This window comes from Arachnia propionica (assembly GCF_003859805.1).
Classification (GTDB): domain Bacteria; phylum Actinomycetota; class Actinomycetes; order Propionibacteriales; family Propionibacteriaceae; genus Arachnia; species Arachnia propionica_C.
This window is the reverse complement of record NZ_RQZG01000030.1, coordinates 1-13,231: the sequence shown is the minus strand read 5'-3', so window position 1 is coordinate 13,231 and position 13,231 is coordinate 1. Positions and strand designations below refer to the sequence as shown.

The following is a 13,231-nucleotide window of genomic DNA, read 5'->3' as shown; positions in this document are numbered from 1 at the left end:
TGCGGTGGACGACCTCCCAGCCGTCGAGGATGGTGATGTCCCAGGGGTCGGGTTGGCGGGTGGACATGTGGACGAGGGTGGGGCTGGTGGGCGTGGCCGGGGGCGGTTCGGGCGCGGTGGGGGTGCAGGCGGTGAGGGTGATGGTCAGGGCGATGAGCGCGGCTGCGGTTCTGGGCGGGGTCATGGTGGTTCAGCTCTGGGAGGTGGTGGGGGAGGGCTCGGGGGTGGTCCAGCGGAAGGAGTCGAGCATCTGGTGGAGGGCCGGGGGGAGTTCGGTGTCGCCGTCGGCGGCCATGAGCTGGAAGATCCAGAGGCCGTCATGGCGGACGATGATCCACTGCTCATACCTCTCGGCGTCCCAGCGGTTTTCCAAGTGGCCGCCGCACCCGTATGCCTGCTCCCCTCCGATGGTGCGTCCGGGCAGGCGGGTGAGACGGACGCTGAGGTCTGGACAGAAGTGGTCGTGGGCGTGGCTGGGTTCGACCCAGTAGCCGGAGGAGCCGTCCTGTTGGAGGTGGCTGAGTGCCCGGTCGCGGGGGTATCGGATGATCTGGAGGCGGGCTCGGCTGTAGTTGATGGGCTCGCCCTCGGGAGCCTGGTAGGCGACGAGACGGTCGGTGCGGCGGATCTGTGTCTGCCATCCGGGGGCGAGGTCGAGGGTGAATCCGTCGGGGGTCTCGGAGGTCATGTGGACGGCGGTGGGGCTCTGGGTGGTGGCCGTCGGGCTGGGTGGGGGTGTTGGGGTGGCAGGGGGTGCGGTGCAGCCTGCCAGCAGGATGGCCGCGAGGAGGGACAGCCAGGTCCGGGTACGTCGCATGGCCAACCTCATTCGTCTCGTCCCAAGGGGGTCCGGTTCCTCAGTTCGGTGCGGAGGCGAGTGCCCCGTTGATCCGCATCGTTGGCCAGGGCCTCCAGCTTCATGGCTGTCCGGGCATCGTCGAACTCCCAGTCGCCCAACTGCCCGTAGAGATAGTCGTGCAGAGCCTGTCGGGCGTTGATGCGATCTTGACCCTCCATTTTGTCCAAGGAGGTGAATCTGCCATCCTGAAAGAGTTCTTTGGGTAGTTCGAGGTCCTGAGCTGCTTCGGGCAGCGTAGGCGCCTCGGAGAAGTCGATCTTCTCCAGGGCCGCGTTCGCCAGGATGCTGGACATGTAGTGGACGGTGAGCTGCTGTTTGGAGACGAAGTCGTCCGCTGCGCTGTAGCCGGTCGGATGGGAGTCCTCGATGATGGGGTCGAGGACCATCGTCTTGACGATCTCGGCGGCAGGGCCGGTCAACGGGTTCTTCCCGGTGCCGGCGAGGGACACCGAGACATCCGCCAGTTGGTGTGCTGAGTTCTGCCAGGCCGCGTTCCTGTCGCTGACCGCCTGAATCGCTTGGGCGGAGGCCCCCTCTGGTGCGGTGAAGAGGGTTTCGAAGATCGGTGCCCAGTGCTCGCTCTCCTTCTGGACCCCCGAGGTCGGGTTCTGCTGCGGACCCTTGGGCAGGTCCAGGACAGTCCGGACATCCTCGTCGTAGCCCTTGCTCGCCCAGAGGAGCAGGTTGTCCACGGTGCTGGGATTCTCGAGATCCACCCGCTTGCCTTCGGAGGGCGAGGTGAGGGAGTCCTCGTACTGGGAGGCGCCCTCGAAGGCCAGATCCATGAAGACACCGCCGGGCCCCAGGAGTCGGAGAGCTTCGTCGGAGGTCAAGGTGATGAGGTACCGGTTGGAGGTGGGGTCGTGGTCCTCTGCGTGTCCGTCAACGTTCCCGCTCATGCTCTTTCCGATTCCCTTGAGGCGAGGCCCCAGGATCTCGTCGGCCCAGGAACGCAGGTGGGGATTCTCACGGCCGTAGGCGCGCTGCCCATCATCGGGGCCGCCGGGCGGCTCGTATCTGTCAAGGCCATCCTGGTAGCCCAGGAGGAAGTTCTCGGCGATCTTCGCCCCGGCCTTCTCTCGCTCCCACCAGTCCTTGTCCTCATGTGGCGTCGTAGGTCGTCCGCTGCCGAGGGATTCCGGGAGGGAGGCCTCCGCCACAAGCTCCCCCATGACCTCCCCGCCGTCGGGGAAGCCGGAGTAGGACTGCCACGTCGTGGAGAGGTAGGGCGAGCCCGAGTCATTCACGGTTCGGCCGCCCATGAGATGGCGTGTGACGTTGATCGTGGCGTCATCGTCGTCCAACTTTCCGTCGCCATTCGTGTCATGCAGCACGATGTCCGATGCGAGGAAGTTCTTTGCCGCCGCCGCCCGCAGCTGATCATTCTCCAGCAGACGTTCGGGTGACTCCGCCCCCAAGGACTCGGGTCGATCCATGAGGGTCAGGACGGAATGGACCGGATCGTCGGGCCCGTCGTTGAGACTGGGATGGAAACCGTGCCCCCACGGCACCAAGTTCCCGTCGACCTTGGACATCATCCGTGCGTCGTGTTGAACGATGCGTTCCAGAAATGACCCATGCGCCCCTTGCGCCTGCAGGAGAGTTGGGCTGGCCGCCAGATCGGGATCGGTCAGCGCTGCCTGCCCGAGAATCTGCGGTATGACGGTGGCCCCGCGAATCGTGAGCCCGGGATTCTGGGGAAGGGAGAAGTCCTCTTCAAGGGCTTCAGTCATCGCTTGCGCGTAATTCTGGTGGAGAGCGGCCACGCTTCGGCCCTCCTGGGCGAGTGCCGGGGCGACAAGAAGGAACTGTTCCTGGTCGGCCTGTCGATCCGGTGACACGCTGACCCCGCCGGAGGCCAGGGTCATGAACGTACCGATCTTGGCCAGGTAGGTGCGGGTCACGGTGGGGTCGGTGACGGAGTCCAAGGCCTCCATGGTCTGCTTCACGACCTGATCGGGAGGGACATGGGTGCTCACCGCCGTCGCTGTGTAGGGGTCCTCGAGGTCGGGTCCGTACTTCGCGAGGAAGTTCAGTGCCTTCTCCTCCTTGGTGTCCCCCTCGATGTCCTCGAGACCGTTTGCGAGGTGCTCGGCGATCTCGGGTGCCCGGCGTTTGGCCTGCTCCCATTTCTGCTGCCCCTCGAGGATCGAGTTGTCATCGAAGAGATTCGTCGCGATCTCCTCCCGGGTGTGCCCCGTGTCGGGAGGAAGGAACAGGTCCCGGGCCGCGGCCACGTTCCTCGCCAGGACGAGGGCCTCTTGATCCAGCGCCTCCAGAAGGTCCTGGTACTTGCGTTTGAGGTCCTGCTGTTGTTCCGTTGCCTCGTTCTCGATCCCCTGACCCCTGAGGGCACCGAAAAGCGGGTCGTACTCGCCGGAGTCGACGGCGTTCTGGACGCGCTGGAGCTCGTTGGTTCGCCAGTCGTTCACTGCCTCCCAGTTCTTGTGCAGCCGTGGCAGGTCGACCTCGATGACGATCCTCAGCTCCTCGATCCAGCTGAGCACCTGCTCCTTCACCTGACCCATGGCGTTGATGACCTCGGTCAGTTTGGTGTCGAGGTGGCGGATCGAGTCCATGTGGGCATCAGTGGATTCACCCACCCAGCCCGGCACCCCCTCGCCGTTCCACCGGCCGAGAGCGGTTCTCATGGTGGTGGCCTGCAGGCGCATCAGGTCGTTGTAGAGCCGACCGGCTTGCTCGCGCGTGTCCGGTGGTGGGGGCAGTGCCGCCGCGGCCGTCGTCATCGGCTCCTCCTCGAGCGTCGGGTACTCGGATCAGCGTAGCGGCCTTCGGTCCCGTGGAGGTAGGCGTTTGACGCTGATGCCGTCGGCCTTTCAGTCAGAGGTGCCGGTGGGTCGGGTCCGCGTGGTGGCGGATCAGTGGATCGGTGAGGCCCGGGGTGCCCAGCCACCGGGTGGCTCCGTCCGTGGCATGGGTGATCCGCTTCGTGACCGGGTTGCGGACGACGACCTCACCGTCGGGGAAGTGCTCGATCTGCGGCGTGAGCTGTGCGCCGGTCCCTGTGTCCCAGAGCCGGACGACGCCGTCGCGGGACACCGTCACCTTGATCCCGGTCGGGTGGAACGGGGGATCCTCGACGGGGACGTCGGTCTGCGCTGCGGATGCCCCATCAGCGGTGAAGGCCCACCTCGTCGCCTGCCCGTCCTTCTCGACGGTGCCCACCAGGTGACTGCCGTCAGGGGACCAGGTGAGGGTGACCCAGCCGTCGAACTGGGTGTGCCACACCAGCGCCCTGTCATCAGCGCGCCACACCTGGAGGAGGTTCCCCCGATCCAGGGTCACGACGTGAGCCCCGTCCGGACTCCACGCGGCTTTCTCCACGGACGCGCCCAGCCGGGGGCCGGGGCCATGGTCGAGATGCCAGATGCGGGGTGGGCAGAGGGGTGAGCCGACGACGAAGCGACGGCCATCCGGTGCCCAGGCGAGGACAGGAGTGTTCCACAGGGCATCCTCTGTCTGGGCGATGAGGCCGACCTCGTCGTGGATCTCAAGTCCGATCCTCGGGTTCGCGGCGACGAAGCGGTCGGCGTGCCAGGCGATGCTGCGGGCACGGCCGAGCCCTTCACCGGGAACTTCCCCGACGGTGTCGGTGGCGCGATCCCAGAGCAGGGCGGGGGAGGGGCCGCCGTGGAGCAGCAGCCGGGTGGAGTCGCCGTGCCACGCGAGGTTGGTCCAGTGGCGCCGCACCTCCGTCAGCTCGGTGACGACATCGTCGCCCATGAGGGACCAGACTCGCGGGACATCGTCGTGGTAGGTCAGTGCCAGTAGCTCACCGCAGGGGCTGATCGCCGCTGCGCACGGGGTGGATTGGGCGATGGCGGAGCGCAGCCGATTGCCGAGGAGATCGCGGACCTCGACGACGGCATCCCGTCGGCTGACCACCACTGGGCCGCGCACGCCGTGGGCGGCGGTGAGCACGTCATCGACGGGATACCGCTCCATCGTGCCGTCTCCCGGGTGACACAGGATGACGGCGTCGTCGGACCACCCCAGCAGGAGCGTCCCGTCTGCGCTCCAGCCGAGATCCCGGAGCCGACCGGTGGGGCGGCTGCGGGGCGGGGTCCGGGTGGTGACGTCCCAGAGGAGGACCTCGGCGTCGACGGCGGCAGCGAGCGTGCGGGCGTCAGGGTGCCAGGCCAGCGCCCTGACGGGGCCGGGTGCGGCCAGGATGCGGCGCAGTTGAAGCCAGGGGTCCCAGAGCCGGATGGTCTGATCCTCGGAGCCGGAGGCCACCCACCGGCCGTCGGGGCTCCAGGCGACGGTGCGGATGTCGCCGGAGTGCGGCGGGTACGAACGGGGCGGGGTGAGTCCGAGGAACTCCCCGGACCCGACCCGCCAGGACTCCATCCCGTCCGCGGTCACCGCCTGGAGGATGTCGTCGCGCCACGCGAGCTCCAGCACGACGAGGTCCGAGACGAAGCGGCGCAGGTGCTCGCCGGTGGCGGCATCCCAGATGTGGATCCAGTCGGACTCGCCCCCGGTCGCGATCCGGCTGCCGTCCGGGCTCCAGGCCAGGGCCAGCACCCCCAGGAAGTGCGGCAGCTCCAACAGCGGATCCGGGGAGTCGGGGTCCCAGATCCGGCAGTGGCCATCGAGCCCCGCCGTCGCCAGGAGCGAGCCATCCGGCGACCATGCCCGCGCGGTCTCGTGCGGATGCTCGCCCTCGATCATGCGGGGATTCTTGCATGCCTGGCGGGGAAAGTGCGAGCTACTCTGGTAGGAACGCAGTAGTGCACTGGGGGCATGGCGCGGGTGAAGCTGAGTGTGAGCCTGACCGAGGGGGATGTTGCGCTCCTCGATCGTTACGCGAACTCCGCCGGGCTCGGGTCCCGGTCTGCTGCCGTGCAGGCTGCCATTCGCCTGTTGGGAGACCCGGATCTGCAGCGGGAGTACGAGACCGCGTGGGAGGAGTGGGAGGAGTCGGAGGACGCGACCCTCTGGGACACCACGGCCTCGGATGGGTTGCGCGATGCGACGCGGTGAGATCCGGCTGGTCGATCTCGACCCGGTCCGGCCCGGCGTGGCCAACAGACGTCGTCCAGCCGTCGTGGTCAGCAACGATGACGCGAACGCCATCGCTGCGCGTCTCGGACGCGGGGTGGTCACGGTGGTTCCGGTGACCGGCAACGTCACGCGGCTTCATCGTTTCCAGGTCTTCCTGGACGCGGGGGAGACCGGCCTGGACCATGACTCGAAGGCGCAGGCGGAGCAGATCCGCGCCGTGGCCGTGGGGCGGGTCGGCCCTGTGATCGGACGCCTCGGCATCGGCAAGCTCGTGGAGTTGGAGGAGGCGCTGCGGCTCCACCTCAATCTGTGATCGGCAGCACCTGGGCCGCGTCGCCGTCGACGGTGATCGCCAGCTGGGTGCCCGTGGGGTTGAAGGCGACGGTGCAGATCCAGTCGGGGTGGGCGACGGTGCGCAGCAGCTCGCCGGTGGTGGGGTGGAAGAATCGTAGGTTCCGGTCGTTGGAGCCGGTGACGATGCAGTCGCCGCGAGGGCTCCAGTCGGCGCCGATGAGCCAGGCCTCACCGTGATCCAGCGCCAGGACCTCCGCTCCGCTGCTGGAGTCACGCACCGGGGCGGTGTGACCGTGCGAGGAGGTGACGTATCGTGCGCCATCGGGGCTGAACGCGAGAGCACCCAGCTGCCCCGAATGGCCGAGATCGGCCACCCGACCCTCATGCCAAGCGGTCCCGCCCGCGATGACACGGCGGCCGTCCCGGCTCCAGGCCACCGCAGTCGCGGGGCGGGTGAGCTCGAACCAGCGGGTCGAGGTGCCGGTCGCGGCCTCCCACAGCGACACCCGCTCCCCGTGGACCACCGCCAGCCGCGTCCCGTCGGGGTGCCAGGCGAAGGCCGTGCCGTCGAGTGTGGCCACGAGGTCGGCGTCATTCCAGATCCGGATCGTGCCGTCGTGCCCGCCCGTGGCCCACAGGGTGCCGCTGCAGGCGACGGCGGTGACCTCGTCGCCTTGGAGGTGCCGCAGCGGCTGGCCCGTGGTCGCATCCCAGAGGCGGGCACCGTCGACGGCCCCGTCGCGACGAGGCGACCTTCCGGATGCCAGCCGACCGTGAAGACGTGGGCCGGGTGCTCGAGGACGATCATGGCGGTATCGTCCCATGTCATGATCCAGGACCTTCACCCCGATGCCGGGGTGCTCCGCGGCGTCGTGGCACTCACCGTGAACGGCGCATCCTCGGCGGTGTCGTTCACGCTGGACGACGAGACCGGCAGCTCACCCGCAGCCTCCGAGGCCGAGCGGCTGGTTGCCCAGTGGAACGGTTTCCTCGGCCGCGTCGACCTCGACGCCCTGCTGCGTCGGATCGCCGTGGAGGTCAACGAGTGCTGCTGGTCGCAGAGCGACTTTGAGCCCACCCCTCAGGACCACGACGACCTCGTCGCCGACATGTGGCTGGCCGAGGTGCGGGCCCACCAGCACGATCTCGCGCTGTGGCTCCGCAGTCGGAGCGCGCTGCCCGACATGCAGATCGTCGCGACCGTAGGGCAGGACGGCGAGGTCGAGGACCTGGAGATCATCGAGCTGTGACGACGTCCCACACGATGGTTCCGTCCCCGGTCATACCGAGCAGCTGGGTACCGTCGAGTGTCAGTCGTGGTGATGGGTCCGGGGCAGGGCGAAATCTGTGGCAGAGTCGTCGGAGATCAGTCTGACAGGTCTGAGACGATCTTGTTCAACTGGTTTTTCAATGGAAGAAGGTCTTTGCGGGCTGTCGCCATTAGAATCTCGAGATCAATCGACCAGTACCCGTGAACAATGCGATTGCGTAATCCGATGGGTCGTCTCCAAGGGATCTCCGGATAGATTGCTTCGAGGGAGGGCCTGAGTTTTGCGGCAGCTTCCCCAAGAACTGTGAAGTTCCATAGGAGGGCGTCCAGTCGTAATTGATCCTGTCGGAAAGTTTCCGTTGAATGATTTCCAACGATCTCCAGAATCCTGGAGATGGCGCCTTCCATCTCATGTATGTAGAGCAGCTCAGGACGTGACATGAATTGGCTCCGCTTCGGTCAGCACTTGGTGCCGAATCAGGGGGTGCAGGGCTGATCGGGATATCAGGTCCACGGCTCTCCCGCCGAACACTTCGCTGAGCTCATCCGTGAGGTCCTCGATCTCCCAACCAAGGTGCGCACCAGGTCGCAGGTCGTAGAGCAGGTCGATGTCGCTGTCAGCTGTCGCCTCACCACGGGCGACGGATCCGAAAACGGCCAGATGCATGATGCCGTAGTGGTCGCACAGCTCTGTCAACCGGCGCTCATCGATGCCCAGATCCAACATGGTTGGATACTACCCCCGTTTCCGGGGGTTGAGGGCAGAAGCACTTGTCAGCGCAGCCTATTGCGGACCTGGAGGCGATCATCGTCGTCGACGACGGCGACGCGGCTCCCGTCGGGACTCCACGCCGCATTGATGATGGAGAGATCCGTGAGTCTGGGGAGTTCGTGGCGGTCGCCGCTCCGGGTGTCCCGCAGCCAGCTCCGGTAGGGGTCGCCGGTGAAACCGAAGAGGGCCACCGTGCGGTTGTCGGGAAACCACTGCAGCGACCAGATCTCGGCCTGCTCCGGGAAACTGCGCAGGAGGTTCCCGGTGGTCGGGGACCAGATCTGTAGGCGGAGGTCGTCGTTCCCGGAGGCCAGTTCGGCGCCGTCGGGTCGCCAGGCGAGCACGGTGGCGGGGGATTCCAGCGCCGGGACGGCCAGCACCCCGTCGGGAGACCATGCCAGGTCGATGGGAGTCGCCTCGACCGCGTACGTCACTCGCTCTCCGCCCACGACGAGGACCTCCGGGCGGTCCGTCCCGATCGCGAGCCGCGTCGAGTCGGGGTGCCAGGCGAGCGACCATGCCGTGTCCCGGTCGAAGGTTGCCACCGTGGTCACGGTGCCGCCATGCAGATCGTGCACCCTCACGACGTCGTCAGGGTCGATCACCGCGATGCGGCGGCCGTCGGGACTCCAAGCAATGCTCATGACGTCCCGGATTCTATGCTGGCACGCGATTGCAGACTCTCCGTGGGTGTCCTTCTTCCCCTGGTCGCATCGGACCGTCAGCGCCAGCGAGGAGCCCGCGACTCCGCAACATGTTCGCGCAGCCCGGGTGCCAGCACCGTGTGCCAGAGACGCCAGCGGTCCTGACCGCTCGCTTCACGGCTCGTCCAGCGAGTCCTTCGGGTCAAGCCGGTAGCCTCGATCCATGACGGATCCCTCCCGCGAGATCAGCCAGCTCCGTGCGGAGCTGGGGCGGCTCCGGGCCGAGAATGCGCGCCTCGGCAGGATCCTCCAGCTGCAGGGCCAGGACACGACTCCCACCCCCACACAGCCCGCTGCATCCCACCTGCTGCTCCAAGTCACCGGGGCTACTTCCCCTGCTGGTCCGGTGACCCACGCGTCGTCCCTGGGTGACAAGCTCGCCCTGTACCGGTCCTTGTTCCGCGCCAATCCCGCTCACTACGCCGTGCGGTGGGAGAACCGACGTACCGGCAAGGCCGGGTGGATGCCTGCGGTGGCGGGTGGCTGGCGCAAGGGGATGAATCGGTCACTGGCCCAGAATCTCCCGCTCACCGAGGAGGTCTGCTACGCCCACCTGGCGGGCGAGGAGTTCATCGGTTTCTACCCGCTCCATGCCGACTCCAGCTGCGGTTTCCTCGCCGTCGACTTCGATGGGTCGACAGCCCTCCTCGACGCCATCGCCTATCTCAAGGCGGCCCATGGCGCAGAGGTGCCGGCGGCGCTGGAGATCTCCCAGTCCGGTAGAGGCGCGCACGTCTGGATGTTCTTCACCCACCTGGTGCCAGCGGCCTCGGCCCGTGCCATCGGCCTCTCCCTCCTGCGCGACGCCATGGCCCAACGCGGCACCATGGAGCTGAACTCCTACGACCGGCTGTTCCCCAACCAGGACCGCATGCCTGAGGGCGGGTACGGCAACCTCATCGCAGCCCCACTCAACGGTCAACGACGACGAAATGGCCTGACCTGCTTCCTCGACCCGGCAACACTGGAGCCCTTCCCCGACCAGTGGGAGTACCTGTCCACGCTGGACCGGCTGTCACCCTCGCAAGTGGCCGATCGGGTGAGGCACGCCACTCCGCCCGAGGTGGGCGGCGACGTACGCTCCACCCGGCGTTCCCGGGCGACGGCCATCCACCCGCCGCTGCCCTCGGTGCTGCATGTCCGTTTGGGTGCCGATCTTCGTGTCCGCATCGAGGATCTTCCCCCGGCAACCGTGACCGCGCTCAAGCACGCCGCGTCGTTGATCAATCCGCGCTTCTACGAGTTGCAACGACTTCGCCGGGAAACATGGGGGACGCCTCGGTTCATCCGCAGCTACGACGTCACCCTCGACGGTGAGCTGGTGCTGCCGCGGGGCCTGCGCCACACCGTCGAGACGCTGGTCGGTCGAGCAGGATCACGCCTCGACGTCGAGGATGCCAGGCAGCCCGGCGCGGAGATCGAGGTCAGCTTCGACGGGGAGCTGAGGGTCGATCAGGCGGAGGCCGTCAATGCGCTGCTCGCCCACGAGGACGGGGTGCTGGTCGCCCCGCCCGGGGCAGGAAAGACCGTCATGGCGTGTGCCGTCATCGCTGAGCGGGCTGTCTCAACCCTCATCCTCGTCGATCGCAAGACTCTTGCGGATCAGTGGCGTGATCGGGTGGCTGCCCTGCTCGGTGTGAAGCCCGGACAGCTGGGAGGCGGGCGGAAACGCCTGACCGGGGTGGTCGACATCGCCATGCTTCCCACCCTGGCCCGTCGTGATGATGTCGCCGAGATCGCTGGTGGGTATGGCCAGGTGATCGTCGACGAATGCCACCATGCTGCCGCAGCGGCCTATGAGCACTCCATCTCGAGGATTCCTGCTCGGTTCTGGCTCGGATTGACGGCCACCCCGAATCGTCGCGACGGGCTGGACGGCATCGTCGAGTGGCAGTGCGGGCCGGTTCGCCACCGAATGGGAGAGGGGATCGGCCCGGCCACGCTCTTCGCCCCGGAGAGCGGGGGGCCGCCTCGACGGCTGATCGTGACTCGGACCGGGTTCCGACTCGCGGACGGCGACGGTGAGTCCGTCGCCGAGGTCTACGGGGCGCTGGCCGCGGATGAGGCAAGGAACGCGTTGATCGGCGTCGAGGTCGTCGCCGCGGCGGAGCGTGGGCGCAACTGCCTCGTCCTCACGCGGCGGGTGGCGCACGTGGACCATCTGGCCCAGCTGCTTCAGGGGCGGGGACGTTCCGTGTTGCTGATGCGGGGCGGGATGACCGCGGTGGAACGTCGGACGGTGGTGGAGCAGCTGGATGAGACCCGCCACGGTGCCGGGACCATCCTGATCGGCACCACATCACTCATCGGGGAGGGGTTCGACGCCCCGAGCCTCGACACCGTGTTCCTGGCCGCCCCCATCGCCTTCGAGGGGCTGCTCATCCAATGCGTCGGACGGGTGCTCAGGGCGGCTCCCGGCAAGGACATCGCCCTCGTCCACGACTTCCACGACGCGGACGTCCCGATGCTTGACGCGGCCTTCCGACGCCGGTCGAGGGGATACCGCATGCTCGGAATCGGGGAGTGAACCGGAGAGCGCGAGGTTTTTCTGTCAGGGGTGTGCTCTAGGGTGCTCCTCATGCAGCGACGCTTGAGCCTGACTGAGGGTAATTCTGACAAGTTCTGGTACATCGACGTGGCCGATGATCTCGTGACCGTCCGGTACGGTCGACGCGGGTCGGCGGGGACGACGAAGACCAAGCAGTACGACACCGCGGAGAAGGCCCTGGCGGAGGCGGAGAAGCAGGTCGCCTCCAAGGTGAAGAAGGGGTACACGGATGAGGAGGGGGCGTCGACGCAGGCGTTGACCCCGGTGGCGCCCACCGAGCCGACACCGAAGACGGCGCCTGCTCCCGTTGCGGAGCCGGTGGTGGTGGAGCCGGTGGTGGTCTCGGATGCGGCGGCGGATGATCTGGGGCTGAGGGTGACGCCGTTCGAGTTGGCCTATGACCTGAGCCGGGAGGTCGTCGTCGAGGTGGATGAGGAGTCCTTCGACCCCAGGAACGAGGCCGAGCGCGCCGCGCGGGTGGTGATCCCGCCTGAGAAGAAGGATGCCTACCTGGGGGAGGTGCCGCTCGTGACCATCGAGCCGTTGTTCACCACCCTGCCCAGCGCGGAGCGGCGGGAGTGGTGGCGCAACCACTTCGAGGAGCGCAAGGCCGCTGCGAAGAGGTCAGACCCCCACATCGAGCTGCCGCATTGGCTGAATGCGGTGCTGAAGGGCGGTATTCGCGACGCGGCTGTCACCGGGTGGGTAAGGGCGCACGATGCCCTGCCGGAGGCACTGGCCTCTCGTCCGATCCTGATGGCTCTGCCCGAGGAGGAGCGGCAGCGCATCCTGGCGTCCCTTCCGCCCCTGTCCGAGCCGATGTACACCTATTCCCCCTGCGTGTGGGATTTCACCCATACGGGGCCCTTCATCCGTGCCGCGCTGGGCGCCCTCTCCGAGGAGGAGGCGTGGCGGGTGCTCGACGACATCCCCCAAGAGGCCTTCGAGGAACGGGTCACTGCACTGGTGGCTCTCCTGCTTCCCACCCCCGAGGCCCGGGTGGAATTCGCGACGAGGCACAGGCTGCGGCTGGGCATGGTCGATGCCGTGCCGTGGCTGATTGCGACGGGCCATCACGGGCTCGACCTGCTGAAGCGCGAGATCGCCAGCGAGGACCGCAGCCCCAATGGGGCGATGGCCTATGCCCGCAACATCGCAACAGTGGCCCACGGTCCGGGTGTGGTGCCGTTGTTCCTGGATCTCCTGGCGACGAAGGCTGGCCCGGTCGCCACCGAGTGGCTGAACTCTCATATCAGCCAGGCCCTGAAGGCTCGCCTGACCCTATCCCAGGCCGAGCAGTTGAAACCCACCCTGCGTACCCTCACCATCGACCAGCTCCGGGATCTCCTGCCGGACACCACCGGACCCATCCGCGCAGTGGTGGAGGAACTCCTGGCCGAGGCCACCACCCCCAACCTCCCCACCGACACCACTTGGTGGGTCGAGGCCGCTACCAGCCTGCCGAAACCCCCAGCGGTGTCCTTCGATCTGGCGATGTTGCCGCCGCTGATCGTCGACGGACACCGCCTTACCCCCGAGCACATCACCCAGCTGTTCCAGGCCCTCAGCACCGACACCGACCACCCTCTTGTCGCGGCGGTACGCGACCGCGCCGATGTCGTGAGTCGGGACGGGTTCGCGGTGGCGGTGTTCCGGGCCTGGTTGGCTTCGGGGGCGGTGGCGAAGCAGTCGTGGTGTCTCACGGGTGCCGGCTGGTTGGGCGATTCCCGGTTTGTGGCCGAGCTTGCCCCGTTGA

The 13,231-nt window shown here is 67.3% G+C and carries 13 protein-coding genes; 5 read left to right on the top strand and 8 right to left on the bottom strand.

Annotated elements, in window-relative coordinates; all coding sequences use genetic code 11:
• From EII34_RS15525 to EII34_RS15510, 4 genes are all read right to left on the bottom strand, one after another.
• Positions 1–184: hypothetical protein (locus EII34_RS15525; protein WP_221620322.1), on the bottom strand; the 184-nt coding region annotated here is incomplete at its 3' end.
• A 6-nt stretch (positions 185–190) separates the two neighbouring features.
• Positions 191–817: a hypothetical protein gene (locus EII34_RS15520; RefSeq protein ID WP_124846076.1), complete on the bottom strand. Its 627-nt coding sequence runs from the start codon at positions 815–817 to the stop codon at positions 191–193.
• Positions 818–825: 8 nt separating this feature from the next.
• The gene (locus tag EII34_RS15515) at positions 826–3,606 is read right to left on the bottom strand and encodes a hypothetical protein (RefSeq protein WP_124846075.1); all 2,781 of its coding nucleotides are present in this window, start codon (positions 3,604–3,606) and stop codon (positions 826–828) included.
• A 94-nt stretch (positions 3,607–3,700) separates the two neighbouring features.
• Positions 3,701–5,554 carry a WD40 repeat domain-containing protein gene (locus tag EII34_RS15510; RefSeq protein ID WP_124846074.1) on the bottom strand — a complete coding sequence of 618 codons (1,854 nt, stop codon included), beginning with the start codon at positions 5,552–5,554 and terminating at the stop codon, positions 3,701–3,703.
• A 72-nt stretch (positions 5,555–5,626) separates the two neighbouring features.
• Here EII34_RS15510 and EII34_RS15505 point away from each other — a divergent pair, with 72 nt between their 5' ends.
• Positions 5,627–5,866, top strand: coding sequence for a ribbon-helix-helix domain-containing protein (locus EII34_RS15505; RefSeq protein WP_260425198.1), 240 nt, complete (start codon positions 5,627–5,629; stop codon positions 5,864–5,866).
• Positions 5,853–6,200, top strand: coding sequence for a type II toxin-antitoxin system PemK/MazF family toxin (locus EII34_RS15500; protein WP_124846073.1), 348 nt, complete (start codon positions 5,853–5,855; stop codon positions 6,198–6,200). The genes EII34_RS15505 and EII34_RS15500 overlap by 14 nt, the downstream gene beginning before the upstream one ends.
• On the opposite strand, the gene EII34_RS15495 is transcribed toward EII34_RS15500, so the two are convergent.
• A complete protein-coding gene (locus EII34_RS15495) occupies positions 6,190–7,005 on the bottom strand; it encodes a WD40 repeat domain-containing protein (RefSeq protein ID WP_124846072.1) in 816 nt (271 codons plus the stop codon). The two genes, EII34_RS15500 and EII34_RS15495, sit on opposite strands and share 11 nt — an antisense overlap.
• Positions 7,006–7,008: 3 nt before the next feature.
• Between EII34_RS15495 and EII34_RS15490 the strand changes: the two genes are divergently transcribed.
• Complete coding sequence (locus EII34_RS15490; protein ID WP_124846071.1) at positions 7,009–7,431, top strand: hypothetical protein; 423 nt, start codon at positions 7,009–7,011, stop codon at positions 7,429–7,431.
• A 116-nt stretch (positions 7,432–7,547) separates the two neighbouring features.
• On the opposite strand, the gene EII34_RS15485 is transcribed toward EII34_RS15490, so the two are convergent.
• The 3 genes from EII34_RS15485 to EII34_RS15475 are packed head-to-tail and all read right to left on the bottom strand — an operon-like array spanning position 7,548 to position 8,867.
• Positions 7,548–7,892: a HepT-like ribonuclease domain-containing protein gene (locus EII34_RS15485; protein WP_221620321.1), complete on the bottom strand. Its 345-nt coding sequence runs from the start codon at positions 7,890–7,892 to the stop codon at positions 7,548–7,550.
• Positions 7,879–8,178 carry a nucleotidyltransferase family protein gene (locus EII34_RS15480; protein ID WP_124846070.1) on the bottom strand — a complete coding sequence of 100 codons (300 nt, stop codon included), beginning with the start codon at positions 8,176–8,178 and terminating at the stop codon, positions 7,879–7,881. The genes EII34_RS15485 and EII34_RS15480 overlap by 14 nt, the downstream gene beginning before the upstream one ends.
• 47 nt (positions 8,179–8,225) lie before the next feature.
• The gene (locus EII34_RS15475) at positions 8,226–8,867 is read right to left on the bottom strand and encodes a WD40 repeat domain-containing protein (RefSeq protein ID WP_124846077.1); all 642 of its coding nucleotides are present in this window, start codon (positions 8,865–8,867) and stop codon (positions 8,226–8,228) included.
• A gap of 223 nt (positions 8,868–9,090) precedes the next feature.
• Here EII34_RS15475 and EII34_RS15470 point away from each other — a divergent pair, with 223 nt between their 5' ends.
• Together EII34_RS15470 and EII34_RS15465 are read left to right on the top strand one after the other, a co-directional pair.
• Complete coding sequence (locus tag EII34_RS15470) at positions 9,091–11,454, top strand: DEAD/DEAH box helicase (RefSeq protein ID WP_124846069.1); 2,364 nt, start codon at positions 9,091–9,093, stop codon at positions 11,452–11,454.
• Between the two features lie 51 nt (positions 11,455–11,505).
• On the top strand, positions 11,506–13,231 hold a 1,726-nt coding region (locus EII34_RS15465; RefSeq protein WP_124846068.1), incomplete at its 3' end, for a WGR domain-containing protein.

Excerpts from the sequence above, each read along its gene's own strand:
- EII34_RS15485 (WP_221620321.1), bottom strand. The coding sequence starts at position 7,892 with ATGTCACGTCCTGAGCTGCTCTACATACATGAGATGGAAGGCGCCATC.
- EII34_RS15495 (WP_124846072.1), bottom strand. The coding sequence starts at position 7,005 with ATGGGACGATACCGCCATGATCGTCCTCGAGCACCCGGCCCACGTCTT.
- EII34_RS15515 (WP_124846075.1), bottom strand. The coding sequence starts at position 3,606 with ATGACGACGGCCGCGGCGGCACTGCCCCCACCACCGGACACGCGCGAG.
- EII34_RS15490 (WP_124846071.1), top strand. The coding sequence starts at position 7,009 with ATGATCCAGGACCTTCACCCCGATGCCGGGGTGCTCCGCGGCGTCGTG.
- EII34_RS15520 (WP_124846076.1), bottom strand. The coding sequence starts at position 817 with ATGCGACGTACCCGGACCTGGCTGTCCCTCCTCGCGGCCATCCTGCTG.
- EII34_RS15470 (WP_124846069.1), top strand. The coding sequence starts at position 9,091 with ATGACGGATCCCTCCCGCGAGATCAGCCAGCTCCGTGCGGAGCTGGGG.
- EII34_RS15505 (WP_260425198.1), top strand. The coding sequence starts at position 5,627 with ATGGCGCGGGTGAAGCTGAGTGTGAGCCTGACCGAGGGGGATGTTGCG.
- EII34_RS15480 (WP_124846070.1), bottom strand. The coding sequence starts at position 8,178 with ATGTTGGATCTGGGCATCGATGAGCGCCGGTTGACAGAGCTGTGCGAC.
- EII34_RS15500 (WP_124846073.1), top strand. The coding sequence starts at position 5,853 with ATGCGACGCGGTGAGATCCGGCTGGTCGATCTCGACCCGGTCCGGCCC.
- EII34_RS15475 (WP_124846077.1), bottom strand. The coding sequence starts at position 8,867 with ATGAGCATTGCTTGGAGTCCCGACGGCCGCCGCATCGCGGTGATCGAC.
- EII34_RS15510 (WP_124846074.1), bottom strand. The coding sequence starts at position 5,554 with ATGATCGAGGGCGAGCATCCGCACGAGACCGCGCGGGCATGGTCGCCG.